The organism is Streptomyces sp. RG80, from assembly GCF_040446465.1.
In the GTDB taxonomy this organism is placed as follows: domain Bacteria; phylum Actinomycetota; class Actinomycetes; order Streptomycetales; family Streptomycetaceae; genus Streptomyces.
On the sequence record NZ_JBEAAJ010000015.1, the window covers coordinates 205,607 to 231,478 of the forward strand.

Genomic DNA, 25,872 nt, shown 5'->3' on the forward strand with positions numbered 1-25,872 from the left:
CCCGGCGACCACCGACGGTCACGAGCCGGCAGGGCCTACGGCCGGACGGGGCCCTACGAACGGACAGGGCCCTACGACTGGAGAGGGCCCTACGACCGGTAGCGGCCCAGCGTCCTCAGACCCGGCAGCGCGCGGTCGTCGAAGTCGAACAGCGCCAGGTTCTCCCAGGCGTTGCCCGAGCCCGGGTCCTGCGGGTCCCAGCCGCTGCCGGCGCGGTAGGTCCACGCGCCTTCCCAGTAGCAGTAGCCGAGGCCCTGTCCGTCGGGGACGGCGGCGGCGAGGTCGGCCACCGCGCGCAGCCAGGCGGCCTGGCCCTCGGGGGTGGCGGGGAAGCCGGGGGTGAGCTGTGAGGGGCTGTTGAGGATGTCGTTGATGTCGTCCTCGCTGCCCAGCGTGAAGGGGTACGCGGTCTCGGCGATGACGACGGGCTTGCCGTAACGGGCCGTGAGATCGGCGAAGTTGGCGGCCGCCGTCTCCAGGCCGCCGTGCCAGAACGGGTAGTACGACTGGGCGATGATGTCGAAGTCGACGCCGTAGGACACCACGTTGTCGAACCACCAGCGGGACGTGCCGTTGTCGCCGCCGGCGGCGATGTGCAGCATCGTGCGGACGCGGGGCGTGGTGTCGCGGGCCGCGCTCAGCCCCGCCTTGAGCAGCGCGGTGAGGTTGCCCCAACCACCGCTGTCGGCACCCCAGTTCTTGCCCTCGGGCCAGAGCAGGCCGCCGTTGATCTCGTTGCCGACCTGGACGAGGTCGGCCGGCGTGCCCTGTCGCCGCAGGGCGCCGAGCACATCGGCCGTGTGGTCGTACACGGCCCGGGTGAGTCCGGTGGCGTCCAGGTCCGCCCAGGCGGCCGGCTTGGTCTGGTGCGCCGGGTCGGCCCAGGTGTCGGAGTAGTGGAAGTCGATCCAGATGCCGATGCCGGCTCGTCTCAGGCGGCGGGCGAGCGGCAGGACACGCGCCTTGTCGTTGTAGCCGTCGACCGGGTTCACCCACACCTTCAGCCGGGCGTGGGTGATTCCCGCCCGGGCCAGGAGCCGGACCGGGTCCTCGCGGTGGCCGTCGGCGGTGCGGTAAACGGCGCCGTGGGCCTCGTTCTTGGGGAGCGAGGAGATGTCCATGGCGCGGATCTCCAGGCGCCGGCGCCCACCGGACGGGGTGGCGACCGCGGGTGCCGCCCCCAGTACGGGCACGGCCAGCGCGGCGGCTCCGGCAGCGGTGAGAACACTGCGTCTGCGCATCTCTCGGGTCCCTTCAACTGGCAGTCACAGGAAGATCGGCTCCAGGCATTCTGTGAGCGTGCACAGTTGGAACCGCAGCTGATCTCGTGAGCAACATGTAGGTAACCCGACACTCTCGTCAATGACAAGAGGTTGAAACGCTTCTCTTCTGTGCACGCTCACAGCTCCGCGCACAGCGCTGCACAGTCCCGTGGTCAGGGGCCGGTGGTGCGGGACTCCACTGGAGAGCACTTGAGAGCGTCAACGCCGGGAACCGGAGCGGTGGTCAACGCATGTGAAGGCTGCGCCCGTCCGGTTCCCGTCGAGTCGCTGGGGGTTTCCATCCGTATTCTCTGATCATGGCCGCACCCACCGCATATTCACTCATCGCCACTGACCTGGACGGGACCCTGCTCCGGGGCGACGACACGCTCTCCGACCGGTCGCTCGCCGCGCTCGCACGGGTGGCGGAGGCCGGGGCCCGGCATCTGGTGGTGACAGGCCGGCCCGCCCCGAGAGTGCGGCCGCTCCTCGACGACCTGGGCAGCACCGGGCTCGCGGTGTGCGGACAGGGTGCGCAGGTCTACGACGCCGGCGCGGACCGTCTGCTCTGGTCGGTCACCCTGGACCGGGAGTTGGCCGAGACCGCGCTCGGCAAGATCGAGGCCGAGGTGGGGCAGGTGTACGCCGCCGTCGACCAGGACGGCGTCGACGGGCTCACCCTCATCGAGCCCGGCTATCTGATGCCGCACCCGACCCTGCCCGCGGTCCGGGTCGACCGCCGTGACGACCTGTGGTGCGAGCCGATCAGCAAGGTGCTGCTACGCCATCCGTCGCTGTCCGACGACGAGTTGGCGGCGACCGCGCGCGGAGTCGTCGGTTCCCTCGCGACGGTGACGATGTCGGGCCCCGGCACCGTCGAACTCCAGCCATGCGGCATCACCAAGGCGACGGGCCTGGCGCTGGCCGCCGAGCACCTCGGCCTCGGCCCTCAACAGACCATCGCCTTCGGGGACATGCCCAACGACATCCCCATGTTCGACTGGGCGGCCCACGGCGTCGCGATGGCGAACGCCCACCCCGAACTCAAGGCGGTCGCCGACGAGACCACCCTCTCGAACGAGGACGACGGCATCGCCGTCGTCCTCGAGAGGCTGTTCCAGGGGAACCTGCTCGTGAACGGGGTCCGGTGAAGGTCGAGCTGACGGACGATCAGGCGCTCGTCCTGGCCGACTGGCTCGATCGGGTCATGCACCGGACGGAGTTCTCGGCGGTCGTCGACGACCGGGCCGTCTGGTCCCCGCTGCTTCGTATCAGCGGGTCGCTGGAGACGCAGTTGCCGTCGATCTTCGATGCCTCGTACGGCGAGCAACTGGAAGCGGCCCGCCGACGGTTGATCGGCGAGCTGGGTGACTTCGGCGAGTCACCCAGCGGTCACTCGTCCTAGTACGCGCCCCACACGTTGTCGATCGACCCGTACCGCTGCGCCGCGTAGTTGCAGGCGGCGGTGATGTTGGCGACCGGGTCGTACGAGTTCCACGAGGTGCCGGCCACGTGGTACGCCTGGAACGTCGGGTCGATGACCTGGAGCAGGCCCTTGGACGGGGTGCCCGCGGCCGCGTTGGAGTCCCAGTTGTTGATGGCCCACGGGTTGCCCGAGGACTCGCGGATGATGTTGCGGTAGATGCCGTCGTAGCTGCCGGGGATCCCGTTCTGGGCCATGACCTGGAGGGAGGCCCGGATCCAGCCGTCGAGGGTGTCGGAGTAGCCGAGCGAGGTGGCCGTGGCGACGGTCGGGGTGGCCGCGGAGGCGCTGGTCGCGCCGACGAGCGGGAGGGTGAGCAGGGCGAGGCCGGTGCCGGCGATCGCGAGCTTGCGGGGCAGACGCATGACGAAGTTCCTCTCCGGCGCCTGCGAGGTGAGCTGTCGGGTTCGGGCGGGAGCTGCCCGGCCATGCCGGAAGAAGGCATGACTTCACCCCGAGCCGTCCTCGTCTGTCATAAGACGTCCGGGTCCGGCGACTTACCTGGGTCCCCCGCTCCTGCCGTACGTGTTCTCGTGAGTGAGCGGTCTCGGGCGGCGGCAGGATTCGGCGTCCGCCCGGGCCCGGAACGTATGCGAGTGCACATGCCCGAAACAAGTACCGGATTCACAGATCGCACCTGTTGACCTTGGTGCGTGCTTTGTCGGCCCCTGAATTCCGGGGGTGACGGGTGGGCCGACGTGAGTCAACTCACGCGCGAGCGCAAGAACGGCAAAACGGGCAATGATGCCCAACTGGCAGTTAACCGGCGGCCCGTGGGATCCGCTTCTCCCACGTCCGGTGGAAGACCACCTCGCCGCCCTCCGCGCAGATCACCTCGTTGGTGGTCAGGAAGTGGTCCGCCCCGTCGCAGGCGATCTCCGAGCGCGTCCGCACGGTCGTGTCCCACGCCAGTTCGGGGCGGTGCAGCCGGATCGACCAGTCCGAGCGGGTGCGCGCCGACAGGGGATCGTCCTCCTGGATCGTGTACGTCTCCAGCGCGTCCTCGGTGAACTCGAGCCCGTCGGGGTACACGCGCGTGCCGCCGTACCGCGGGTCGACCTCGAGGCGCCACTCGCCCTTGGCGACATCACGCACGACCAGCCGCTCGGGGCGGGGTTCGTCGAGGGTGGCGGGGAAGTTCACACCGAGCGGCTCGGACTGCTCGGGTTCATCGAAGGTGATGTCCGAGGACGCCGCACGCGCGCGTACCGGCAGGTCGAGGAAGCTGCCCGCCGGGTCCAGGGAGAAGCCGGCCGCCGAGTCGGGCTGCGGCCAGATCCACGGCCAGTACGCGGAGGAGACGGCGAGCCGGATGCGGTGGCCGGGCGGGAAGACGTGCCCGATGCCGTTCAGCTCGAAGGCCACCTCCTGCGTGGCCCCCGGCTCCCACGGCACCGCACGGTCCCGCCCCAGCCGCGCCGACAGGTTCAGCACACCGCGCGTGACCAGCGTCGACGAGCCGTCCGGCGCCACGTCGCAGAGCCGGGCGACGATCTGCCCGCGCGGCACCTCCGAGGTCACCCGCAGCCGCACCCGCGGTCGCCCGAGCACCCACGTCTCCTCTCCCACTGCGAACTCGAAGCAGGCCGAGCGCGCGTCCTCCTCCCGCTGGTCCGGCGGCAGGTCGGCGTCGTTGCCGAACGGGAAGAAGCGGCCGGCGTCGACGCCGGTGTGCTGCGGGGACCGGACGAGCACGGGGGCGCCCTGGAGGCCGTAGGAGACCGTCGTGACGTGGGGGGAGGGCCAGGCCGGCTCGCCGACCCAGCGGCCGGGGAGGCTGTCGTACACCGTGGCCGGGCGGTGCGAGTCGCTGACGTAGGACCGCAGCAGCGGCTCGCGCATGATCCCGGTGTCCACGCCCTTCAGGTGCTGGTCCCACCAGCGCAGGGTCTCCTGGAGGAAGCCGATCGCCGGGCCCGGCGGCAGACCGCGGTCGGGGTACTGGTGGGACCAGGGGCCGATGAGCCCGCGTACGCGATCCGGCGGCAGGTGCTCGACCAGGCGCAGGACCGTGTCGCGGTACGGGTCGTGCCAGCCGCCCACCGCCAGGACGGCCGCGTCGATCGCGCCGTAGTCCTCGCAGACGCTGCCGTGCCGCCAGTAGTCGTCGCGGGTCTGGTGGGCCAGCCAGGTGTGGATGAAGGGATCGACGGCCTCCAGGCGCTTGAGCCACATGTCCCGCCACGCCTCGCCGGCGTAGAGCGGGTCCGGCGGGCGCGAGACGAAGGCGAGCATGGTCGCGGCCCAGGCGTGCATGTCCACCGCGAGGACGGAACCTCCCATGTAGTGCACGTCGTTGTCATAGCGGTCGTCCGTGGAGCACACCGTGACGACCGCCTTGAGCGGCTCGGGGGCGAGGGCCGCGATCTGGAGGGAGTTGAAGCCACCCCAGGAGATGCCGAACATGCCCACCCGGCCGTTGCACCAGGGCTGCGCCGCCAGCCAGTTCACCACCTCGACCCCGTCGGCCAGCTCCGTCGCCGAATACTCGTCCGTCGGCATGCCCTCGCTGTTGCCGTGCCCCCGGACGTCGACCCGCACCGAGGCGTATCCGTGGCCCGCGTACCAGGGGTGGCGCTGGAAGTCGCGGGGCGCGGTCCAGTCTGAAAGCCGGTACGGGAGGTACTCCAGGAGTGCCGGTACGGGCTCGTCGGTCAGCGGCCGCCACACGCGCGCGTAGAGCCTCGTCCCGTCCGGCAGCGGGATGCGGAGGTCCTCATGGGTCGTCTCGTAGGGGAAGGACGTACGGATGCGCATGCTCATCGCTGTGACCTCGGGGCTCTCGCGTGCCTCAGTGGACGGGGTGCATGGTGCGGCGCAACCAGGGGGCGGCCGCCATCACGGCCAGGCCCGCGGCCACCGCGATCGCGCCGTTGACGCCGAAGTAGGCCGGTTTGGAGACGTCGTCGTAGAGCTTCACCGTCTGGGCCTGGATGCCGTTGGCGAGGGCGAGGGACAGGAACCACAGGGACATGGTCTGGCTGGAGAAGGCCACCGGGGCGAGCTTGGTGGTGGCCGACATGCCGGAGGTCTCCAGCAGGATGTCGCCGAGGCCCAGCAGGAAGTAGGAGCCGACGATCCACCAGGCGGACATCAGGTAGTCGTCGCTGTCGTGCCCGGACGTCGGCAGGACCATCAGCAGGAACGACAGGCCGCCGAGTACGACCCCGATCGCGATCTTGTTGGAGGCGTGCGGCTGGCCGCGGCCCATCCGGACCCAGAGCGCGGCGACGAAGGGCGCGAGGCCGACCTCGAAGGCGCCGAGCGCGGAGGCGTACCAGCCGGCCGGGAAGTCGAAGCCGAGGATCGTCGTCTCGGCGTTGGTGGAGGCCAGCAGCATCATCGTGGAGTAGGCCTGGAAGAGGATGAAGTTGAAGACGGTCGAGGCCAGGAAGAGGACGATGTACGGCCTGAGGCGGCCGCGCTCCTCGGCCGTGACCCGCGGGCTCCTGAACATCACCGTGAAGTAGACGACCGGGGCGATCACCGAGATCAGGGTGAGCAGGTCGACGAAGCGGTCCATGGTCAGCCAGCCGACGGCGCCCAGCAGGCCGGCGAGCACAGCCGTGACGACGAGGCCCACCACGATCAGGCGCACCGCCCGGCGCATCGCCTCCGGCGCGAGCGCGAACTCGGCGGAGTGCTTGCGCCCGGCCAGGTGACGGCGGCCCATGACGTACTGGACCAGCCCGAAGGTCATGCCGATCGCGGCGGCCGAGAAGCCCCAGTGCCAGCCCTTGTGGTCGCCGAGCCAGGCGGTGATCAGGGGGCCCGCGAAGGCGCCGATGTTGATCGCCATGTAGTAGAGCGCGAACCCGGCGTCCCGGCGCTCGTCGGCGGTGGCGTAGAGCTTGCCGACCATGGTGGCCACGTTGGGCTTGAGCAGTCCGGTACCGGCGCTGATGAGCCCGAGTCCCACCCAGGTCATGGCGTTGGTCGGCACGGCCATCGAGTAGTGCCCGCAGGCGATCAGGATGCCGCCCCACAGCACCGCGCGGTACGAGCCGAGCATGCGGTCGGCGAGCCAGCCGCCGGCGACCGAGACGAGGTAGACGAGGGTGCCGTAGGCCGCCGACACGGAAGCGGCCGTTCCGGCCGACATGCCCATGCCTCCGTGGGCCACGGTGTCGGCGAAGTACAGGACGAGGATGGCCTGCATGCCCAGGAACGAGAAGCGCTCCCAGACCTCCAGCCCGGAGAGGGTGAGCAGGCCCTTGGGCTGGCCGAAGAAGGCGGTGTCGTCCTCGGGCGGGGGCTGCTTTCCGGGATCCACGTCAACGGTTGTTCGAGACACGCTCTACTACTTCCGTCTAAGTCGACAGATATCCGTTCTTTTCAGGTGATCAAAAACATACCGGTCGTGATCCGATACCGCCCGTGCTGCGCGGGTGGGCGGCATCGGTGATCGAAAGGTGACCGGATACGCTGACTTGAGTGATGGCAGCGACCTATCGACAAACCGTGTAATCGCCAGTAGACACCAGCAGACAGGAGACCCCTCGTGACCGTCGTCGGGCCGTTCGGGCTGAGCGTGCGGGACCAGGCTCTGGAAGCCGATGTCCAGGCCGGGTTGGCGGCCGTCGAGGAGGGTTTGCTCGAAGCCACCAAGAGCGAGGTCCCCTTCATCACGGAGGCCGCGCAGCACCTCGTACGGGCGGGTGGCAAGCGCTTCCGCCCGCTGCTCGTGATGCTCTCTGCCCAGTTCGGCGACCCGTATGCGCCGGGGGTCGTGCCGTCGGCCGTGGTGGTGGAGCTGACCCACCTGGCGACGCTGTACCACGACGACGTGATGGACGAGGCGGCCGTGCGGCGCGGAGTGGACGCCGCGAACGCCCGCTGGGGCAACTCCGTCGCCGTCCTCACGGGTGACTTCCTGTTCGCCCGCGCCTCACAGATCCTCGCCGACCTCGGTCCCGAGGCGGTCCGGATCCAGGCCGAGGCGTTCGAACGGCTCGTGACCGGACAGATCCTGGAGACCGCCGGGCCGGTGGACGGTCGGGATCCGGTCGAGCACTACCTGGACGTGCTCGCCGGCAAGACCGGTTCGCTGATCGCCGTCGCCTGCCGGTTCGGCTCGATGATGTCCGGCGCCGACGAGTCGGTCATCGATGTGCTGACGCAGTACGGCGAGCGGCTCGGCGTCGCCTTCCAGCTCGCGGACGACGTCCTGGACATCGCCTCGGACTCGCACGAGTCCGGGAAGACGCCGGGCACGGATCTGCGCGAAGGCATCCCGACGCTGCCGGTGCTGCGGTTGCGGGAGCGGGCGGAGCGGTTGGGATTGGCCGAGGACAGGGCGCTCTGCGAGCTGCTCGACTCCGACCTGAACGACGACGTGCGGCTTGCGGAGGCGTTGGCCGCGCTGCGGGTGCATCCGGCTCTCGAGCAGGCTCGGCGGGACACCGTGCGGTACGCGGAGGATGCGCGGGCTGCGCTTGCTCCGCTGCCGGAGTGTGATGCGAAGGCGGCGCTTGTGGAGTTGTGCGATGCGGTGGTGCATCGGGCGGGGTAGGTACTGCCTGGTTGCTGTTTGATGCCGGGTGCGGCGCCGTTTGGGCTGGTCGCGCCCACGCGGCGGAGCCGCAAATCGATACAGCCCCGCGCCCCTGGGCGCGCCCCTGTGACCCGTATCACAAAGCTGGACTGAGTCCAGCTTGAGATCGGCACCGTAGTCATGCGTGGAAGTCGGCGCAGGGGGTGTCGGCTGCTCTACGGGGAGACAAAAGAATCATGGGCATGGACGTGTTGTTCTCCAAGCGTCGTACGAGTCTGGCGGTCGCCGCTGTCGCGATGGTCGCCGTCGGGGGTGCGGGGGCTCCGGCTTCCGCCACCGAGGATCCCGGGGTCGTTCTCGCGACCAGCCTGCGTGGTGCCAACGAGGTGCCTGTCGACGGCGGGCCCGCCGTGGGTGACAAGGACGGTGCCGCCCTGGAGTTCGTCAAGGTCAAGGGCGACAAGGTGTCCGTAGCCGTGACCTGGCGCGGTACCGGTAGGCCGACCGCGCTCCACATCCACCAGGGCGCCAAGGGCACCAACGGTGGCGTCAAGGTCGACTTCGGCAAGCTGCTCGGCAAGGCGAAGGGGCACAGTGTCACCGGCACCGTGAAGGTGAAGGACGCCGCGCTGCTCGACGCCCTGAAGAACGACCCGGGCGCGTTCTACGCCAACCTGCACACCACCGAGTTCCCCGGCGGAGCCGTCCGCGGTCAGCTGCACAAGGTCACCGTCGCCGGCTTCGTGTTCCGGGACGCGCTGCGGAACTTCCAGGCGCCCGTCGTCAAGGGCGAGCAGATCTACGAGTGCAAGCCGGCCGAGGGCGGCGGGTACGCCTTCGCGCAGCGGGACGTCAGCGCCGTACTGGCGGGCCGCATCGCGCACTCCTTCGTGCAGCCCAACTCCGGTACCCCGCAGTGGATCGCCCGGGACGGCAGCGCGGTCACCGGCTCCGTCCTGTCCCGGACCCCGAACGGCACCGGGAACATCCCGGAGCTGGACCTGAAGGCCACGCAGTCCGGCAAGCACCACGGCCTGCTCGCCGACGCCACCGAGATCCTGCGGCTGAACACCGTCGGCGGCGTCGCCCCGACCGGCTCCTGCACGCCGGGCGCGATCGTCGCAGTGCCCTACCAGGCGGACTACGTGTTCCTGCGCGGCTGACCCTGTGACAGACGGCGCCCCCTACGGGTCGTAGGGGGCGCCGGCGTGTCCTGTCATACCCCAGTTGTACGCGGAGTTGGCCCCTTGGGCTGACGCTTCGAGTCGGCCGATTTGGTCAGATGGACACCACGGAAAACACCACTCCTCACCGATTCGGGTGAGAATGGCGGCACGGGGTGGACGAGTGTGCTTGACGAACTGGCCGCCGCCTATGACGGAGGTAGGGCACAACATGGCACCGTACGAATCCGACGACAGCACCGAGGACCTGGGGTCACGGCGTCGCAAGGCCGCGCGGTACGTCGTCCCGGTCGCGGTCGTGGGGGTGGCCGCGGCGACCATCGGGCTCGTCCCGGCGCTCGCGGACTCCGGCGACCCGGACCTGCCGAAAATCAGCGCGCAGCAACTCATCGAGAAGATCGCCGCGTCGGACGTCGAGCAGCTGACCGGCACCGTGAAGATCAACACCGACCTGGGGCTGCCGGACTTCGGCGGTCTGGAGAGCAGCCTGACGGGCGGCCGGGGCGGCTCGGGTGACGGCTCGTCGGCCGACCCGACCTCCAAGCTCACCGAACTCGCCTCCGGCTCCCACACCTTGCGTGTCGCCGCCGACGGCGAGGACAAGCAGAAGATCTCGCTGCTGGAGAACGCCGCCGAATACAGCCTCATCCACAACGGCAAGGACGTCTGGGGCTACGACAGCGCGTCCAACGAGGTCTTCCACGCCACCGCCGACGACAGCGACGGCAAGAAGGGTGAGCAGGGCAAGCAGGAGGAACTCCCGGCCACGCCCAAGGACCTCACCGAGGACGCCCTCAAGGCGGTCGACGACACGACCTCCGTGACCGTCGAGGGCACCGCGCAGGTGGCGGGCCGCGACGCCTACCGGCTCGTCATCAAGCCCAAGGACTCCGGGTCCACCGTCGGCCAGATCACCGTGGCCGTGGACGCGAAGACCGGGCTGCCCCTGAAGTTCACCCTGACCCCGGCGAGCGGCGGCGCCGCAGTCGTCGACGCGGGCTTCACCCAGATCAGCTACGCCGAGCCGGCCGCCTCCACCTTCGACTTCACGCCTCCCAAGGGCGCGAAGGTCACCGAGGAGGACGCCACCAAGGCGCCCGAGCGCTCGTCCCAGGGTCGCGACGGGCACTTCAACCCGGACGTCGCCCAGGGCGGCGGCCTCGACGGGCTCAACGTCATCGGTGAGGGCTGGACCTCCATCGCCGCCTTCGACACCGGCGGCGAGGGCATCCCGTCCGGCTCCGAGGCCGGCGGCGCGTTCGGCGGCTTCCTCGGCTCGCTCGGCGACAAGGCGAGCGGCAAGTTCGGCGAGGGCACGGTCTTCAAGACCCGCCTGATCAACGCGCTCATCACCGACGACGGCAAGGTCTACGTCGGCGCGGTGACCAAGGACGCGCTGGTGAAGGCGGCGGACGAAGCCAGGTAACCGCCGTAGGAGCACGACGAATCGAGGGAGCCGATGGACCAGCCGCCCGCCACGGAGCCGCATCCGGAGGGCGACGGCGATCACGCCGACGTGGGTGACCCCACCGACGTGAGTGATCATGCCGACGCGGGTGACAGCGTCATCCACACCCGCGCGCTCACCAAGCGCTACCGCGGCGGGCAGCTCGCCGTCGACGGTCTCGACCTGACCGTCCCGGCGGGCAGCGTCTTCGGCTTCCTCGGTCCGAACGGCTCCGGCAAGACCACCACCATCCGCATGCTGATGGGCCTCATCGAGCCGACCTCCGGGTCGGCCCGGGTGCTGGGCCGTCCCATGCCGCGCTCCTCCCGCGCCGTACTCCCGCACGTGGGCGCGCTCATCGAGGGCCCCGCCCTCTACGGCTTCCTCTCCGGCCGCGACAACCTGATGCGCTACGACGCCGCCGACCCGACCGCCGACCCCCGCACCCGGCGTACCCGCGTCGCCGCGGCCCTGGACCGGGTGGGCCTGGCGGCCGCCGCCGGCAAGAAGGCCAAGGCGTACTCCCTGGGCATGAAGCAGCGCCTGGGACTCGCGGCGGCACTCCTCCAGCCCCGCGAGCTGCTGGTCCTCGACGAACCGACCAACGGCCTCGACCCGCAGGGCATGCGCGAGATCCGTTCCCTGGTACGGGAGTTGGCCTCCGACGGCACGACGGTCTTCCTTTCCTCCCACCTCCTCGACGAGATCGAGCAGGTCTGCACCCACGCGGCGGTGATGGCGCAGGGGCGACTCATCACACAGGGGCCGGTGGCCGACCTTGCGGCGGGGGCGAGGGGCCGGTTGGTGGTGACGACGCCGGACACGGGGGAGGCGGCGAGGGTCCTGAAGGAACAGGGGGCCGCCGATGTGGTCGTGGCCGAGGACCGGGTCACCGCCGACCCGCCCGACAGTGAACTGGCGGACATCAACGCGGCCTTGGTGGCGGCGGGGGTGAGGGTGCGCGGCTTCGGAGTGGAGAGGGCCTCCCTGGAGGACGCCTTCGTGGCACTGACAGGGGAGGGCTTCGATGTCGCAGGCTGAGGAGATCGCCTTTCAGGGGCGCGCGGAACTGCACGACAAGCCCTCACTGGCCGCAAGCCGCCGTACAACCTTCTACGGCACCCTCCTCCGCAACGAACTGCTCACCACCTTCCGCCGCTGGCGCACCCTTGCCCTGCTCGGCGTCCTCGCGGCCGTGCCGATCCTCGTCGGCATCGCGGTCAAGATCGAGACCAGTGACGGCGGCGGCGTGGGGCCGGGCGGCCCCGACGGCGGTGGCGGTCCCGCGTTCATCTCGCAGATCACCAACAACGGCCTGTTCCTGGTCTTCACCGCCCTCGCCGCGACCCTGCCCTTCTTCCTCCCGATGGCCATCGGCGTGGTCGCGGGCGACGCCATCGCCGGCGAGGCGAACGCCGGCACCCTGCGCTACCTCCTGGTCGCCCCGGCCGGCCGCACCCGCCTGCTCCTGACCAAGTACGCGACGGTGATGGCCTTCTGTCTGGTCGCCACCCTCGTCGTGGCGGTCTCGGCGCTCACGGTCGGCGCCCTGCTGTTCCCGCTGGGAGACCTGACGACGATCTCCGGAACGCAGATCAGCTTCACCGAGGGGCTTGGCCGGGCCTTCCTGATCGCCCTGGTCGTCGCCGCCTCACTGACCGGCGTGGCCGCGCTCGGCCTGTTCGTGTCGACCATGACCGGCAGCGGGATCGCGGCGATGGCGACCACGGTCGGCCTGCTCATCACCGTCCAGATCCTCGACCAGATACCCCAACTCCACGCGCTCCAGCCGTACTTCTTCTCCCACTACTGGCTGTCCTTCGCCGACCTGATGCGCGAACCCGTCTACTGGGACGACCTGGTGAAGAACCTCGGCCTCCAGTCCCTGTACGTGGCGGTGTTCGGCTCGGCGGCCTGGGCGAGGTTCACGACGAAGGACATCACGGCGTAGGCGACCCGGCCTTGTCCTCGTCCCTAGGCGTTGTCGTACGGGAAGCGGGCGAGCGGCGGCTCCTGGGCGAAGAACGTCTTCGCGCGGGCCAGAGCCCCCGTGTCGTTCAGGACGTCGCCCGGCTTGCTGCCGTTGCCGAGCAGCACCCCGCCGAACCGCATCCCCATGTACGCGGCCGAGTGGTTGAGGGTGCCGGTCAGCGGCTCGGCGACCTCGAACTCCTCGTGCGCGAGCGCCGTGACGCCCCAGAGGGTGCGGCCTTCGAGGGTGCCCTTGAAGTCGGCGCCGGGGATGCGCAGCCAGCCGGACCAGTAGTCGAGGTAGCGCTTGGCCTGGCCCGACAGCGAGTACCAGTACAGCGGGGACGCGATCACGATGTCCGTCGCCGCGAGCGTGGCGTCGAACAGCAGCCCGACACTGCCCTCCGTGGGGCGCCGATGGTCGCTGTCGTGCCGCAGGTCCTCGAAGTCGGGCAGCGGATGGTCGTTCAGGTCGATCCACTGCTGCTCGACGTCACCGGGCAGCTGCTCTGCCGCCTTGCGTGCCAGCAGCTCGGTGTTGCCGTCGGTGCGGCTGCTGCCGAGCACGAACAGGAAGCGGCGCGTCATGGAATCCCCCAGGTGTTGGACGTACGGCGACAGGTGATGGACGAACGGCGACAGGCGATGTATGCACGGAGATTATATGCGCATGCATTCAGTTGTCCAGGGGGCGACCGCCCGGGCCACCCGGAGCAGCAGCGCCTCCGCACCGCGCCGGGCCACGAGCTGGAGCCCGACCGGGCAGCCGTCCGGACCGAGGCCCGCCGGGAGGCTGATCGCCGGGTTCCCGCTCAGGTTGAACGCCCAGGTGAGGGAGGTGGAGTAGCGCTCGCCGGGGCCGTCGTGGCCGTGCGGGGCGGTGGGTGTCGTCGGGGTCAGCAGCAGGTCCGTGCCGGCGAAGAGGGCGGCCAGCAGCCGGTCGTTCTCGTCCCGGACCCGGGTGGCCGCGACCGGGTCGGCGCCGGGGGTGCGCAGGGCGATCCAGGCGGGGGCGGGATCGAGGAGGCGGAACCGGGTCCCGGGTCGCGTGAGCCGTACGGCACCGGCTCGGGCGAGCCGCAGGGCCGCGGCGTGCGCTACGGCGACGATGCCGGGGTCGGGGGTGTCGTAGCCGAGGTCGGGGGACCAGAGAGCGGAGGGGACGGCCGTCGGCGGGACAGCCATAGGCGGGACGGCCGTCGGCGGGATGTCCGTCGGTGGGACGTCCGTCGGTGGGACGTCCGTCGAGGGGCGGGCGGTCGGGGGGAGGTCCGGGTCGCTTCCCGTCATCACCCGCCAGTAGGCCGCCGCGTCTCCCGCGCAGCCCGCGAGCACCCCGTCCGCCGCGAGCCCCGTGCGGTCCGGCGACGGCAATCGGCCGTTGGTCACCTTCAGCCCGACGACCCCGCACCAGGCCGCCGGGATCCGTACCGACCCCGCCCCGTCGCTCCCGGTCGCCAGCGGCACCAGCCCCGCGGCCACCGCCGCCGCGGAACCGGCCGAGGAACCGCCCGGGGTACGGTCGGCGCGCCACGGGTTGACGGTACGGCCGCCCGCGCCGAGCCCCCAGGTCTGCCAGGGGGTCCCCGGCCCCGGCAAGGCCGTGGCGCCGACGGCCACGCACCCGGCCGCGAGCAGCGGGGCCGCCCGGCGCAGCCCGCTGTGCCCCTTCACCCCGATCGGCACACCGGCCAGCGGCAGCCGCGCACCGGCGGCGACGCGCGCGTCCACCTCCGCGGCGCACCGCAGCGCCTCCTCGCCCCACACCTCGGCGAAGGCGTTCAACGTGGGCTCGGCCCGGCGGATCCGCTCCAGGGCCCGCGCGACGATCTCGACGGCGGACAGGGACCGGGCCCGCACCGCCGCGGCGATCTCCTCGGCGGTCAGCGGCGTCAGCGGCGTCAGCGCGACCGTCCGGACACGCCCATCAGCCGGGCCAGCGGCTCGCTCTCGCGTGGCGGGCGGCCGCTGAGATCGCCGAGGCGCCAGTCGGCCACCCACGGCACGCGGTAGACGTCGATCAGCGACTCGATCACCCTGACCTGATGGGCCAACGGCTTCGGCAGCCGGCCCGGGGCATCCGCGACGAGCACCACGGCGTCGAGGTCGAGACCGTACGGGGCCGTTCCGCGCCGGAAGACATCCACGGTGCGCAGGACGGCGGCCAGCCCCGTCGCGTGCGTACGGGCGACGAGCAGCACGGACGGGGGAGCGTCGGGGCCGGGCCAGTCCCGCCCGCAGTCGTGACCGCCGTAGACCGCGGCGAGCGTGGAGACGCCGGCCCCGCCGTGCGTGCCGACGAAGGAGAAACGGCGCCCCGAGGCGGTGGCGTGGGCGCCGGGCCCCGGCGGTCCCTCCGGTACGGCCACCGGTCCGCGGACCCAGATCTCCGGTCCCTGCTGCACGTACGCTCTCCTTCCCGAGATGCCGGCGTTTCCCCCGGTCGGCCTGGGACGAGCCTGTGACGTCACGGTGACGTGAGTACCAGGAGCGAGCGGAGAGACTACTCAACAGTATGTGTACGACCGGCTCTTGACGCCGGGGGCGGGCCCGACGGGCGGAGGGAGCACCATGGAATCCGAACACGCCGTCCGCCACGCCCCGACGGATCCGAGTGAGGGAACGATGTCGCGACTCAGCCGCGAGAAGCGGGAACAGCAGGGCGCCGGACAGCCGGCGGTGCTCGCGGCGCCGTCGATCGACGTCGTCGTCGGTGCGGGCGGTGCGGCGGTGGGAGGCGTACCGGTGGCGCCGATCCCCGGCGAGGAGATCCACCACACCGTCCTGAACCACCTCCACCGCATCGCCCTCGCCACCGGCCACCCCGTCCACGCCACGGTCCACGACGACCGCATCGGCTACGTCGTCGCCCTGCGCATCGACGCGGACGGCTCCAGTCAGTTCACGGCGGAGCCGGTGTCGACGGGGGCGGAGAGGACGCCGGGGACGCCGGGCGCGGAGTCGGGGCAGTCGGTCGGGGCGCCGGGGACAGGTCTGGGGACGGCGCCGGGTGGGGTGTCGGCGGGAGTGCCGGGTGTGGGCTTGCCCGGGGAGTCGGGGCCGGTGTCCCGGCCCACGGCGCCGCCCGCGCCGCCCGCCGCGCCGACCGAGGTCGCGTCCGGAGCCTCCGCCGCGCACCCCGCGTCGCCGCCCGAGCCTGCCGGCACCGCATCCGCTGAGTCCCCCGAGCCCGCCGAGCACGCCACTCCCGAAGCCCCGCCGCACCGCGACAAGCCCACCCACCTCCTGCACCGGACGCCCGAACCCCCGACCTTCCCGATCCGGGCCTTGCCGGACCCCGACGCGCGGGAACCCCGGGACGCCGTGCCGACCTTCCGGTTGCGGGCCGTGCCCGAGTGGGTGGCGGACGCGGCGCCGGGTACGGTCGCGCCCCCGACCGGCCAGTTCGGGCCACCCCCGGTCATGGACACACCGCCCGCCACGGACGTAACCCCGACCGACGCCCCACCGGCGGACGCCAGGCCGGAACCCACCCCGTGGCCCGAACCGGCCTCCGGCCCCGAACCGGCGGCAGAGCCTGAGCCGACGTCCGGGCCCAAGCCGGCAGCCGACCTCCATCAGACAACCGACGCCCGTCCCGCCACCGACCCCCGTCCCGCGACCGGCCCCCAGCCGACCTCCGGTCTCACGCCGGCCCCGGGGTCCACGCCCGTCCCCGCCCCCGCCCCCAGGTCCATCCTCGGCCTGCCGCCCGCCCCCCTCGACGACCCCGACCCCAAGCCCACCCCGCCCCGCGGGTTCGATGCCGTGGCCGAGGCCGTGCTCGGGGACGATCCGGTGGTGGCGTACGACGGCGGTGGCACCGCCTTCCTCGCCGGGCCGATGGTGCGGATCAACGAGGCGGTGAAGGCGGGGCGGATCGAGGAGGCCGCGCGGCTCGCCGAGCAGACGGTGGCCGAAGCGTCCCGCACGCTCGGCCAGGAACACCCCGAGGTGCAGCGGCTGCTCGAACTGACCGCGTACATCGCCTACTTGGCCGGTGACCCGGTCCGTGCCTTCGGTCTCTCCCTCGACCTGGCCCGCACCCGGCACCACGCGAGGAACACGGAGGCCGCGTACGGCAACGTCCAGAGCGCGGCGACCGCCTGGCGTGCCGTACGCGACCCGGAGCAGGGGCTGCGCATGGGAGTCGAGCTGATCGGTCTGTGGACCGAGCTGACGAGGCAGGACGGTACGGCCGTCGAGGACATCGAGGAACTGGACTCCGCCCGCGCCCGTATGGCCCGCCTCGCCGAGCGGGCCCGGAAACTCGACTCCTAGGAGGAGAGCTCCCAGACCGCGTACGCCAGCGCGTCACTGTTCCGGTTCAGGGCCGTGTCGTTGATGTTCGACGTCGTGTCGCAGGAGGAGTGGTAGCAGCGGTCGAAGGCCTGCCCCGACGTGCCGCCCCACTTGGCCACCTGCGCCGCCGTCTTCGTACGGCTCGCGCCCGTGAACAGTCCGCCCACCGGCACCCCCGCGCTCTTGAAGGGCGCGTGGTCGGAACGTCCGTCGCCCTCGGTCTCGATCTCGGTCGGGACGCCGATGCCGGTGAAGTAGTCCTTGAAGGTCTTCTCGATCGCGGGATCGTCGTCGTAGACGAAGTAGCCGGGGTTGGGGGAGCCGATCATGTCGAAGTTCAGATAGCCGCTGATCTTGGCGCGGTTCGTCGAGGACAGGTTGTTGACGTAGTAGCGGGAGCCCACCAGCCCGAGCTCCTCCGCGCCCCACCAGGCGAAACGCAGATGGCTGGTGGGCTGGTAGCCGGCTCTCGACACGGCCAGCGCGGTCTCCAGGACCGCCGCCGAGCCGGACCCGTTGTCGTTGATGCCGGCTCCGGACGTGACGCTGTCCAGGTGCGAGCCGGCCATGACGACCTGGTTGGTGTCGCCGCCCGGCCAGTCGGCGATCAGGTTGTAGCCGACGCGGCCGGAGGACGTGAACTGCTGGATGGCGGTGGTGTATCCGGCGGCGTCCAGCTTGGCCTTCACATAGTCGAGCGAGGCCTTGTACCCGGCGCGGCCGTGCGCCCGGTTGCCGCCGTTGGCGGTGGCGATGGACTGGAGCTGGGTGAGGTGGGCCTTGACGTTGGCCACGGGGATGTCGGGCGCGGCGGCCAGGGTGGGTTCGGGGGCGGGTGCCGCCCCGGCTATGGACCCGCCGACCAGGAGCGAGGCGGTCGCGACGACGGCGGTGGCCGTGACGCGTCCGGGAACCGAGAGCTTCATCGTGGGGGGCTCCGAATTCCTCGGGAATCACAGGGATTCCACAGTGAATGGGTGCCTGGATGGTGAAGCTGTGACTAACGCTCCGTCAAGAGTGGTATCAGGACAGGGAGTTCGGATACCGGAAGCCATGGCCGCAAGCCCTTGCCGTAAGCCAGGACCGCAAGCCGTCGACGCGCGGTCCTACTGCACGCAGAACTCGTTCCCCTCCGGATCCGCCATCACCACCCACTCGCCCCCGGCCTCCTTCACCTCCCGCAGCACGCTCGCGCCGAGTCCCGTCAGCCGCTCGACCTCGGCGGTCCGCCGCCCGGCGCCCGGGTGCAGGTCGAGATGGAGCCGGTTCTTGACCGACTTCTCCTCCGGCACCCGCTGGAACAGCAGCCGCCTCCCCAGCCCGGTGCCGCTGTCCTTGTCGTACGGGTCGTCCGGATGCCGTACCGCGACCAGGTCCCGGAAGGCGAGGCGCGCGTGGAACTCGACCGTCGCCTCGCGCGGCAGGGCGCCGAGCTCCAGCAGGCGCTGGATCAACGCGTCGTTGTCCTCGACCTCGTAGTGCAGCGCGGCGGCCCAGAAGTCGGCCTGGGACTGCGGGTTCGCGGAGTCGATCACGAGCTTCCAGTGAACGGGCGCGGGTGAAGGTACGGGCACGGGTGTCGTCTGCGTCATGAGGTCACTTATAACGGCGCTCGCGGTCAGGCGCTGTCCGCAATGACCTGAGCCTCTCGCCGGTCGTACGTCGCCCGCGCCGCCGCGATCTCCTCCTGGTGCGCCTCGGTCCACGTCACCAGGGACCGGATCGTGGAGTGCAGGGTCCCGCCCAGTGTGGTGAGCTCGTACTCCACCCGGGGCGGCACCACCGGGTACACCGTCCGTTTCACCAGCCCGTCCCGCTCCAGCGAGCGCAGCGTCACCGTCAGCATGCGCTGGCTGACCCCGTCGATCTCCCGGCGCAGCTCGGTGAAGCGGAGCCGCCGGTTCTCCAGCAGGGCGATGACAAGGAGGGACCACTTGTCGGCGACCCGGTCGAGGATCTGCCTTACCTGGCAGTCCTCCCGGGTGTCCCATTGGAAGGGATCGGCATCGCCGTGGTCCACGGTGCTCTTGCAGTAACCGGGTGACTTCGAAGTGCCTTCTTCCATGTCTGTCGATGCTGCCGGAGGCTGGCTTTGGTTACAAGAGGGAACTGACCCTCATCCGGGTAACCGTCCTTTGAGTCATGGAGTGTTGCCATGGGCACGCGCGCGTGGGCGCTGCTACTCGTCCTCTGCGGAACGATCTTCCTGGAGGGCGCCGACATCGCGATGATGGCGATCGCGATCCCGTCGATCAGATCCGACCTCGGGCTCGGAACGGACACCGCCGCCTGGGTGATGAGCTCCTACGTCCTCGGTTACGCCGGATTCACCCTGCTCGGCGGCCGCGCCGCCGACCTGCTCGGGCGCCGCCGGATGTTCCTGCTCTGGCTCGCGGTCTTCCTCGCCTTCTCGGGCCTCGGCGGCTTCGCGACCGAGGGCTGGATGCTGATCGTCGCCCGCTTCGTGACCGGTGTGGCGGCCGCGTTCATGACACCGGCCGCGCTGTCCCTGATCACCACCTCGTACGAGGCGGGCCCGCAGCGCGACAAGGCCCTCCTGGTGTACGCCGGTACCGGCGCCGGTGGCTTCTCGCTCGGCCTGGTGATCGGCGGCCTGCTCACCTCGATCGACTGGCGCTGGGTGTTCTTCGCCCCGGTATTGATGGCGGGCGCGCTGCTGGCGGCGGCCGTACGGCTGATCCCCCACCAGGACGGGCCGCCCGCGCACGCAGGGCCGCGCCGCTTCGACCTCCCGGGCACGATCACCGTGGCCGGCGCCATGCTGCTGGCCGCCTACACCGTCGTACGACTGGAACACGGGGCGCGAGGGTGGCCGCTGACGACGGCGTCGGTGCTCGGGGCGGTGCTGCTCGCCGTTCTCTTCGTGGTCGTCGAGCGCCGCTGCGCGAACCCGCTCGTCCGGCTGGGCATCCTGCGCCACGGCTCGGTGGTCCGCGCCGACCTCGGGGCGCTGCTGTTCGTCGGGGCCTTCTTCGGCTTCCAGTTCGTGGTGACCCTGTACCTCCAGGAGCTGCGCGGCTGGTCCTCGATGCAGACCGCGATCGCCCTGGTCATCATGGGATGCGACGCGGTGCTGGCCCCCACGCTCACCCCGAGGCTCGTCACCCGCTACGGCTACCCGCGCGTGATCGTCGGCGGCTTCCTGCTGGCGATCGTGGCGTACGGGCTGTTCCTGCCGGTCGGCATGGACTGGCCGTACCTGGCGATGTTCCCCACGCTGATCATCGCGGGCACCGCCTTCGCGCTGGCCTACGGACCGCTGACCATCGCCGCGACGGACGGCGTCGACGAGCACGAGCAGGGCCTCGCGAGCGGGCTGCTGCACACGGCGACCCAGTTCGGCTCGGCGATCGGGATCTCGGCGGTGACGGCCGTCTACGGCTTGGCGTCGACCGGGTCGGGGCCCGAGGAGACGTTGTCGGCGTTCCGTACGGCGCTGGTGGTGCCCGTCGTGATGGTGACGCTCGGCCTGCTGGTCTCGGCCCTGAGCCTGCGGGCGGTGCGCAGGGCGTCCCAGGTGAGCAGCGACAGCGCCAGCCAGACCAGTGAGAAGCCCGCCCAGCGCTCGGGCGGCATGGCCTCGTGGAAGTAGAGGATGCCGAGCAGGAACTGGAAGACCGGCGCGAGGTACTGGAGCAGCCCGAGGGTGGAGAGGGGGACGCGGATCGCGGCGGCCCCGAAGCAGACGAGGGGGAGCGCGGTGACGAGGCCGGTCCCGGCGAGCAGGGCGGCGTGGCCGGGGCCCTCGGTGACGAACGCGGACTCGCCGCGCGCGGAGAGCCACACCAGGTAGCCCAGCGCGGGCAGGAACTGGATGGCGGTCTCGGCGGCCAGCGACTCCAGTCCGCCGAGGTTGACCTTCTTCTTCACCAGCCCGTAGGTCGCGAAGGAGAAGGCGAGGACGAGTGAGATCCACGGCGGCCGCCCGTACCCGACGGTCAGCACGACCACGGCGGCGGCACCGACCCCCACCGCCGCCCACTGCACGGGCCGCAGCCGCTCCTTCAGGAGCAGCACACCCATCGCGATGGTGACCAGGGGGTTGATGAAGTAGCCGAGCGAGGCCTCGACGACCCGGTCGTTGTTCACGGCCCAGATGTAGACGCCCCAGTTGACGGCGATGACGGTCGCGGCGACCGCGACGAGCGCGAGCCGACGCGGCTGCCGCAGCAGTTCACCCGCCCACTTCCACCGTCGTACGACGAGCAGCGCCACGGCCACGACGAGGAACGACCACGCCATCCGGTGGGCGAGGACCTCGGTCGCCCCGGCGGGCTTGAGCAGGGGGAAGTAGAGCGGGAACAGCCCCCACATCCCGTACGCGGCGAAGCCGTTCAGCAGTCCTATCTGCCGCTCACCCTTGGGCTTCCCGCTCACGGGCCCTCCTTCTCGCATCGCCCCCGACTGCAAGAAGGTAACGCCGAGCACCCCCGCCTGTCATGCCCGTATCGCTATACGGTCATGACAGGCGGGGGCTGGAGGCTCAAGGGCTCCGGGGAGTCGTCAGCCCTTGAGCGCGGCCGCGAGGGACTCGGCGATCGGGGTGGCCGGGCGGCCGGTCAGCCGGGCCAGGTCGCCGGAGGTGACGAGCAGCTCGCCCTTCTCGATGGAGGCGTCGACACCGGCGAGGGTCGCGGCCAGCGGCGCGGGCAGCCCGGCGCCCGTCAGGATCTCGGTGAAGGCCTCGACGGAGACGGCGTTGTAGACGATCTCCTTGCCGGTCTGCCGGCTGAGCTCGGCGGCGTACTCGGCGAAGCCCCACGGCTCGTCGCCACCGAGCTCGTACGTCTGGTTCTCGTGCCCCTCGCCGGTCAGTACGGCGACCGCGGCGGCCGCGTAGTCGGCGCGCGAGGCGGAGGTGATCCGGCCGTCACCGGCGGCCTGGACGACGGCGCCGTACTCCAGGGCGGGGCCGAGGTTCTCGGTGTAGTTCTCGTTGTACCAGCCGTTGCGCAGCAGGGCGTACGGCAGACCGGAGGCGAGCAGCGCCTTCTCGGTGGCCCGGTGGTCGTCGGCGAGGGCGGCCGTGAGCGCCCCGGGGGCGCTGGTGTAGGCGAGGAGGGCGACGCCCGCGGCCTTCGCGGCCTCTATGACGACCTGGTGCTGGCCGGGGCGGCCCTTGTCGAACTCGTTGCCGGAGATCAGCAGCACCTTGTCGCCGGCGGCGAAGACGCTGTCGAAGGTCTCGGGGGTGTTGTAGTCGGCGACCGCGAGCTTCACGCCCTTCGCCGCGAGGTCGGCGGCCTTCTCGGGGCTGCGGACGACGGCGGTGACCTGCTCCGCCGGGACCTTCTCCAGCAGCTGCTCGACGACGTGGCGGCCGAGGTGTCCGGTGGCTCCAGTGACGACGATGCTCATGATCTGAGATCTCCTTGTGGGGTGCGGATGGCACTAACCCTACGGGTAGCGCTAACTCTCCGAAAGTACCCACTTTGAAGTAAGGTACTGGCATGGCAGTAAGTAGCGCGCAACCACCGGCCGAGACGACGATGTGCCCCCACCGCCAGGTCCTGGAGCACGTCACCAGCCGCTGGGGCGTCCTCGTCCTCATCGAGCTCCTGGACCGCCCCTACCGCTTCAGCGAACTCCGCCGAGCGATCGGCGGCCCCGGCCGAGGCGTCAGCGAAAAAATGCTCACCCAGACCCTCCAGACCCTGGAACGCGACGGCCTCATCCACCGAGACGCCAAGCCGGTCATCCCACCCCGCGTCGACTACTCCCTCACCGAACTGGGCCGAGAGGCAGCGGAACAGGTACGGGGGCTCGCACTGTGGACGGAGGCACGGATGGCCACGGTGCAGGAGGCGCGGGAGGTGTATGACGCGCGGAAGAGGGGCTCTGAGCAGCAGTGATGCGCCAGCATGCGGTGCTCGCGGAACGTATGACGCCGTAGCTTGACGGGAACATTCACGGTAGGGCGTTGGTCGACTGAGCTGGACGTCCTTCCATGCGCCCCCTGTCCGCCTCCCGTGCCGACTTGAGCTGCCCGGCATGCTGTGGGCGGGATGTTTGTCCACCCGCACGCCGGCCTTGGTACCGCCCGCAAGGCGATCGACCGGCGTCTGGACGCCTGAGTCGGGGGTTCGCTTTGACCACAGAGAATCCGGATGCGCGCAGGATCGGTTCTGCAGCAGAGGCTGGAACCCAGGACGAACTCCTGGAGAACATACTTCGGCAACTCGCGGCGCTCACCGAGGAGATCCGCAAAGCCAATCTGATCCAGCTGCATCGCATCATGGCTGACCAGACGGGGCGCGCCCTGGGTGATCCGGCTTTGGCGGAAGCCATGAGCACGCTGCCCGGCCTGTCGGAGAGCAGGCGGCGACAGGTCCTGTTCGTGAATGCGCAGTACAGCGCGATCTTGCTGCACCACCGCTTGGGCGCTTTCGATTGGGAGGAGCTGATCGGCTACCTCCGGGTGTGGTGCTCTAACGCCGTGTTCCAGGATTACTGGGACATGACGGGCGACGCCCGCAGAGCCCTCGCGCATGAGTCGCTGGAGGCGCGAGTGGGGCGGGCCGTCGACGAAATGATGGAAGAGATCGCCAGCGGCCGTGAGTGGTGGGTCGTCGGCAGTCAGAGCGAGTGAGCTGGTTCAAACGAGTGAAGTGAGCGGCATTGAGTGCCAGTTGATGCTTAACTAGCGCCCTGCGTCGTGTCTTTCATGCGCGAGCAGACTCCCCCGCTCCTGCCTGTGAACATAGAGGGCCCCGCGTGCACAGCGAATTCCCCGTAGTCAGTTTTGTCCGTCGACTCGGGGATTCACCCCGACAGCGAGGAAGCATGTCGGGTGAGAACTGCCCCGACATCCTGGAGCTGAGTGACGGCAGCTTCGCGATCATCGGTACCGACCGCACCGACGAGCTGGACGGCAAGCTCCCGTCCGACGCATCTCGGGCGGACTACGAGCGCATTGTCGTCATCACCCGCGAGACCTTGCTGCGCGCCAAGCGGGACATTCCCGACGCGTGAACACAGAGGGTCTGGCGTCCCTGTGTCGAAGGGGATGCCAGACCCTCGCGCCGCGCGGTACGTCCATCGATGCGCCCCCTTTCCGCCTCTCGCGCCGGCTTGAGCCACCCTGCATGTTGGGCGGGGTGATGTGTCCAACCGTGCGCGGTGCGCCGGACTTGGGGGTTCGCTGTGGCCGGACAGTATCCGGAAGCGCGCAGAAGCCGCTCCGCGGCACGGACGAGGGGAGGTCGGGTACGCAGCCCCTTTCCGCGTCGGTCCCGAGGACGACGGCTGGACGAAGCGGCTGAGAGCATGCAGCTCGAGCGGCTGGCGCAGGAGATCGCCAGAGCGAACGTGATCCGCTTCCACCGAATGGTGTTGGAGAACCTGGACCGCGCCATTGATGACCCCTCGCTCGCGATGGCCATGAGCACCTTGGAAGGCCTGTCGGAGAACAAGCGCCGCCAGATGTTGTTCACCAACCGGCAGTACGCGACGCTTCTGCTGGGTTACCGCATCGGCGCCCTGGACCGGAGCGAACTCCTCGACGCCCTCCGGATCCTGAGCGGAAACCAGGTTTTCGCGGAGTACTGGAGACTGACGGGCCCACACCGCGGCAGCCTGACGGCGGACTCCCTGGAAGGAAGGGTCGGCAGAGCGGTCGACGCTGTCATGAAGGAGCCCGAAGGGGACCTGGAACAGTGGTGGGTCGTAGGACCTGAGCCGCTGAAGGGGGCGTGAAGGGGCGCGTTTAAGTACCTTCTAGGTTGCGGTCGGGTGAGTCCAACTTCCTGTTTCCTGAGCGGACTTCACAGTGCCCGGCCACTGACGGAGGCTCTTCGTGCGCAAAGAAATTCCAGCAGTTCGCATTGTCAGCCGACTCGGTGACTCTCCTCGCCAACGAGGGTCCATGTCGGGCGAGTCGTGTCCGGATCTCTTCGAATTGAGCGACGGAAACTTCGCGGTCATCGGGACCGACCGGACCGAGGATCTGGAAGCGTCTCTTCCGCCGGACGCCGCTCGTGCCGACTACGAGCGCATCGTCGTGATCACCCGGGACAGCCTTCTCCGGGCCAAGCGAGACATCCCCAACGCCTGACGCCAAGCCAAGGGCCCGGATGCCGTATCGCTTCCGGGCCCTTCGCATGTCGCTCACGGGTCAGCCGACGACCGTCCAGGTGTCCCCGCCCGCCAGCAGCGCCGCCAAATCCCCCTTGCCGTTCTGTTCGATCGCGGTGTCGAGTTGGTCGGCCATCTGGGTGTCGTAGACGGGCCGGTCGACGGATCGGAGTACGCCGATGGGGGTGTGGTGGAGGGTGTCCGGGTCGGCGAGGCGGGAGAGGGCGAAGGCGGTGGTGGGGGAGTCGGCGTGGGCGTCGTGGACGAGGATCTGCGACTCGTTCTGCGGGGTCACGTCGACCACCTTCAGGTCGCCCGTCACCGCGTCCCGCACCACGCCCCGCCCCCCGTCCGCGCCGAAGCGGATCGGTTGCCCGTGCTCCAGGCGGATCACCGCCTCCTCGGCCTGCTGCCGGTCCTTGAGGACCTCGAAGGCGCCGTCGTTGAAGATGTTGCAGTTCTGGTAGATCTCCACCAGAGCGGTGCCGGGGTGCGCCGCCGCCTGGCGTAGCACCTCCGTCAGGTGCTTGCGGTCGGAGTCCACCGTGCGGGCCACGAAGGACGCCTCCGCGCCGATCGCCAGCGACACCGGGTTGAAGGGGGCGTCCAGGGAGCCCATCGGCGTCGACTTCGTG

At 70.3% G+C, this 25,872-nt stretch carries 25 protein-coding genes, 2 pseudogenes and 1 riboswitch; of the genes and pseudogenes, 14 read left to right on the plus strand and 13 right to left on the minus strand.

Going from position 1 to position 25,872, the window contains the following annotated elements; all coding sequences use genetic code 11:
* Positions 1 to 89: 89 nt before the first annotated feature.
* A complete protein-coding gene (locus tag ABKA17_RS41915) occupies positions 90 to 1,241 on the minus strand; it encodes a glycoside hydrolase family 53 protein (protein WP_353697668.1) in 1,152 nt (383 codons plus the stop codon).
* Between the two features lie 338 nt (positions 1,242 to 1,579).
* On the opposite strand from ABKA17_RS41915, the gene ABKA17_RS41920 reads away from it, so the two are divergent.
* Both ABKA17_RS41920 and ABKA17_RS41925 read left to right on the plus strand, forming a co-directional pair.
* Positions 1,580 to 2,413, plus strand: a complete 834-nt coding sequence (locus tag ABKA17_RS41920; protein WP_353697669.1) for an HAD family hydrolase — start codon at positions 1,580 to 1,582, stop codon at positions 2,411 to 2,413.
* Positions 2,410 to 2,667, plus strand: a complete 258-nt coding sequence (locus tag ABKA17_RS41925; protein WP_353697670.1) for a hypothetical protein — start codon at positions 2,410 to 2,412, stop codon at positions 2,665 to 2,667. Before ABKA17_RS41920 ends, ABKA17_RS41925 begins: the two co-directional genes overlap by 4 nt.
* Here ABKA17_RS41925 and ABKA17_RS41930 read toward each other — a convergent pair.
* The 3 genes from ABKA17_RS41930 to ABKA17_RS41940 form a co-directional block, all read right to left on the minus strand.
* Positions 2,664 to 3,110 carry a transglycosylase SLT domain-containing protein gene (locus ABKA17_RS41930; protein WP_353697671.1) on the minus strand — a complete coding sequence of 149 codons (447 nt, stop codon included), beginning with the start codon at positions 3,108 to 3,110 and terminating at the stop codon, positions 2,664 to 2,666. The two genes, ABKA17_RS41925 and ABKA17_RS41930, sit on opposite strands and share 4 nt — an antisense overlap.
* A gap of 3 nt (positions 3,111 to 3,113) precedes the next feature.
* A riboswitch (cyclic di-AMP (ydaO/yuaA leader) is annotated at positions 3,114 to 3,299 on the minus strand.
* A 205-nt stretch (positions 3,300 to 3,504) separates the two neighbouring features.
* The gene (locus ABKA17_RS41935; protein ID WP_353697703.1) at positions 3,505 to 5,502 is read right to left on the minus strand and encodes a CocE/NonD family hydrolase; all 1,998 of its coding nucleotides are present in this window, start codon (positions 5,500 to 5,502) and stop codon (positions 3,505 to 3,507) included.
* Between the two features lie 34 nt (positions 5,503 to 5,536).
* Positions 5,537 to 7,018 (minus strand): peptide MFS transporter, encoded by a 1,482-nt coding sequence (locus ABKA17_RS41940; RefSeq protein WP_502994531.1) that lies wholly within the window; start codon positions 7,016 to 7,018, stop codon positions 5,537 to 5,539.
* A gap of 228 nt (positions 7,019 to 7,246) precedes the next feature.
* Here ABKA17_RS41940 and ABKA17_RS41945 point away from each other — a divergent pair, with 228 nt between their 5' ends.
* The 5 genes from ABKA17_RS41945 (at position 7,247) to ABKA17_RS41965 (ending at position 12,821) form a co-directional block, all read left to right on the plus strand.
* Complete coding sequence (locus ABKA17_RS41945) at positions 7,247 to 8,257, plus strand: polyprenyl synthetase family protein (RefSeq protein WP_353697673.1); 1,011 nt, start codon at positions 7,247 to 7,249, stop codon at positions 8,255 to 8,257.
* Positions 8,258 to 8,481: 224 nt separating this feature from the next.
* On the plus strand, positions 8,482 to 9,402 hold the full coding sequence (locus ABKA17_RS41950; protein ID WP_353697674.1) for a CHRD domain-containing protein: 921 nt from the start codon (positions 8,482 to 8,484) through the stop codon (positions 9,400 to 9,402).
* Positions 9,403 to 9,634: 232 nt separating this feature from the next.
* Positions 9,635 to 10,849, plus strand: coding sequence for a LolA family protein (locus ABKA17_RS41955; protein ID WP_353697675.1), 1,215 nt, complete (start codon positions 9,635 to 9,637; stop codon positions 10,847 to 10,849).
* 33 nt (positions 10,850 to 10,882) lie between these two features.
* Positions 10,883 to 11,911: an ABC transporter ATP-binding protein gene (locus ABKA17_RS41960; RefSeq protein ID WP_353697676.1), complete on the plus strand. Its 1,029-nt coding sequence runs from the start codon at positions 10,883 to 10,885 to the stop codon at positions 11,909 to 11,911.
* Positions 11,898 to 12,821 carry an ABC transporter permease gene (locus ABKA17_RS41965; RefSeq protein ID WP_353697677.1) on the plus strand — a complete coding sequence of 308 codons (924 nt, stop codon included), beginning with the start codon at positions 11,898 to 11,900 and terminating at the stop codon, positions 12,819 to 12,821. Before ABKA17_RS41960 ends, ABKA17_RS41965 begins: the two co-directional genes overlap by 14 nt.
* A gap of 23 nt (positions 12,822 to 12,844) precedes the next feature.
* Here ABKA17_RS41965 and ABKA17_RS41970 read toward each other — a convergent pair whose 3' ends face one another.
* The 3 genes from ABKA17_RS41970 to ABKA17_RS41980 form a co-directional block, all read right to left on the minus strand.
* On the minus strand, positions 12,845 to 13,429 hold the full coding sequence (locus ABKA17_RS41970) for a flavodoxin family protein (protein WP_353697678.1): 585 nt from the start codon (positions 13,427 to 13,429) through the stop codon (positions 12,845 to 12,847).
* 72 nt (positions 13,430 to 13,501) lie between these two features.
* Positions 13,502 to 14,701, minus strand: a complete 1,200-nt coding sequence (locus ABKA17_RS41975; protein WP_353697679.1) for an amidase — start codon at positions 14,699 to 14,701, stop codon at positions 13,502 to 13,504.
* A 41-nt stretch (positions 14,702 to 14,742) separates the two neighbouring features.
* A complete protein-coding gene (locus ABKA17_RS41980) occupies positions 14,743 to 15,246 on the minus strand; it encodes a DUF6668 family protein (protein WP_353697680.1) in 504 nt (167 codons plus the stop codon).
* Positions 15,247 to 15,466: 220 nt separating this feature from the next.
* Between ABKA17_RS41980 and ABKA17_RS41985 the strand changes: the two genes are divergently transcribed.
* Positions 15,467 to 17,122: a tetratricopeptide repeat protein gene (locus ABKA17_RS41985; protein ID WP_353697681.1), complete on the plus strand. Its 1,656-nt coding sequence runs from the start codon at positions 15,467 to 15,469 to the stop codon at positions 17,120 to 17,122.
* On the opposite strand, the gene ABKA17_RS41990 is transcribed toward ABKA17_RS41985, so the two are convergent.
* The 3 genes from ABKA17_RS41990 to ABKA17_RS42000 form a co-directional block, all read right to left on the minus strand.
* A complete protein-coding gene (locus tag ABKA17_RS41990; protein WP_353697682.1) occupies positions 17,119 to 18,069 on the minus strand; it encodes a M28 family metallopeptidase in 951 nt (316 codons plus the stop codon). The two genes, ABKA17_RS41985 and ABKA17_RS41990, sit on opposite strands and share 4 nt — an antisense overlap.
* A 180-nt stretch (positions 18,070 to 18,249) precedes the next feature.
* Positions 18,250 to 18,735, minus strand: coding sequence for a VOC family protein (locus ABKA17_RS41995; RefSeq protein ID WP_353697683.1), 486 nt, complete (start codon positions 18,733 to 18,735; stop codon positions 18,250 to 18,252).
* 26 nt (positions 18,736 to 18,761) lie between these two features.
* Entirely contained in the window at positions 18,762 to 19,208 is a 447-nt protein-coding gene (locus tag ABKA17_RS42000) for a winged helix-turn-helix transcriptional regulator (protein WP_353697684.1), read from the minus strand.
* A 165-nt stretch (positions 19,209 to 19,373) separates the two neighbouring features.
* On the opposite strand from ABKA17_RS42000, the pseudogene ABKA17_RS42005 reads away from it, so the two are divergent.
* Positions 19,374 to 20,459: pseudogene (locus ABKA17_RS42005) on the plus strand (MFS transporter); the annotation flags it as partial.
* Positions 20,460 to 20,539: 80 nt separating this feature from the next.
* Here the strand turns inward: ABKA17_RS42005 and rarD are convergent.
* Positions 20,540 to 21,559: an EamA family transporter RarD gene (rarD, locus tag ABKA17_RS42010; RefSeq protein ID WP_353697685.1), complete on the minus strand. Its 1,020-nt coding sequence runs from the start codon at positions 21,557 to 21,559 to the stop codon at positions 20,540 to 20,542.
* Between the two features lie 108 nt (positions 21,560 to 21,667).
* Complete coding sequence (locus ABKA17_RS42015; protein WP_353697686.1) at positions 21,668 to 22,522, minus strand: SDR family oxidoreductase; 855 nt, start codon at positions 22,520 to 22,522, stop codon at positions 21,668 to 21,670.
* Positions 22,523 to 22,614: 92 nt separating this feature from the next.
* Between ABKA17_RS42015 and ABKA17_RS42020 the strand changes: the two genes are divergently transcribed.
* The 5 genes from ABKA17_RS42020 (at position 22,615) to ABKA17_RS42040 (ending at position 25,217) form a co-directional block, all read left to right on the plus strand.
* A complete protein-coding gene (locus ABKA17_RS42020) occupies positions 22,615 to 23,016 on the plus strand; it encodes a winged helix-turn-helix transcriptional regulator (RefSeq protein ID WP_353697687.1) in 402 nt (133 codons plus the stop codon).
* A 236-nt stretch (positions 23,017 to 23,252) separates the two neighbouring features.
* A complete protein-coding gene (locus tag ABKA17_RS42025; RefSeq protein WP_353697688.1) occupies positions 23,253 to 23,753 on the plus strand; it encodes a DUF6082 family protein in 501 nt (166 codons plus the stop codon).
* Between the two features lie 194 nt (positions 23,754 to 23,947).
* Positions 23,948 to 24,136, plus strand: a complete 189-nt coding sequence (locus tag ABKA17_RS42030) for a hypothetical protein (RefSeq protein ID WP_353697689.1) — start codon at positions 23,948 to 23,950, stop codon at positions 24,134 to 24,136.
* Between the two features lie 294 nt (positions 24,137 to 24,430).
* Positions 24,431 to 24,859, plus strand: coding sequence for a DUF6082 family protein (locus tag ABKA17_RS42035; protein ID WP_353697690.1), 429 nt, complete (start codon positions 24,431 to 24,433; stop codon positions 24,857 to 24,859).
* A gap of 169 nt (positions 24,860 to 25,028) precedes the next feature.
* The gene (locus tag ABKA17_RS42040; protein ID WP_353697691.1) at positions 25,029 to 25,217 is read left to right on the plus strand and encodes a hypothetical protein; all 189 of its coding nucleotides are present in this window, start codon (positions 25,029 to 25,031) and stop codon (positions 25,215 to 25,217) included.
* Between the two features lie 60 nt (positions 25,218 to 25,277).
* Here ABKA17_RS42040 and ABKA17_RS42045 read toward each other — a convergent pair.
* Positions 25,278 to 25,872, minus strand: a pseudogene (locus tag ABKA17_RS42045) (2-oxoacid:ferredoxin oxidoreductase subunit beta); the annotation flags it as partial.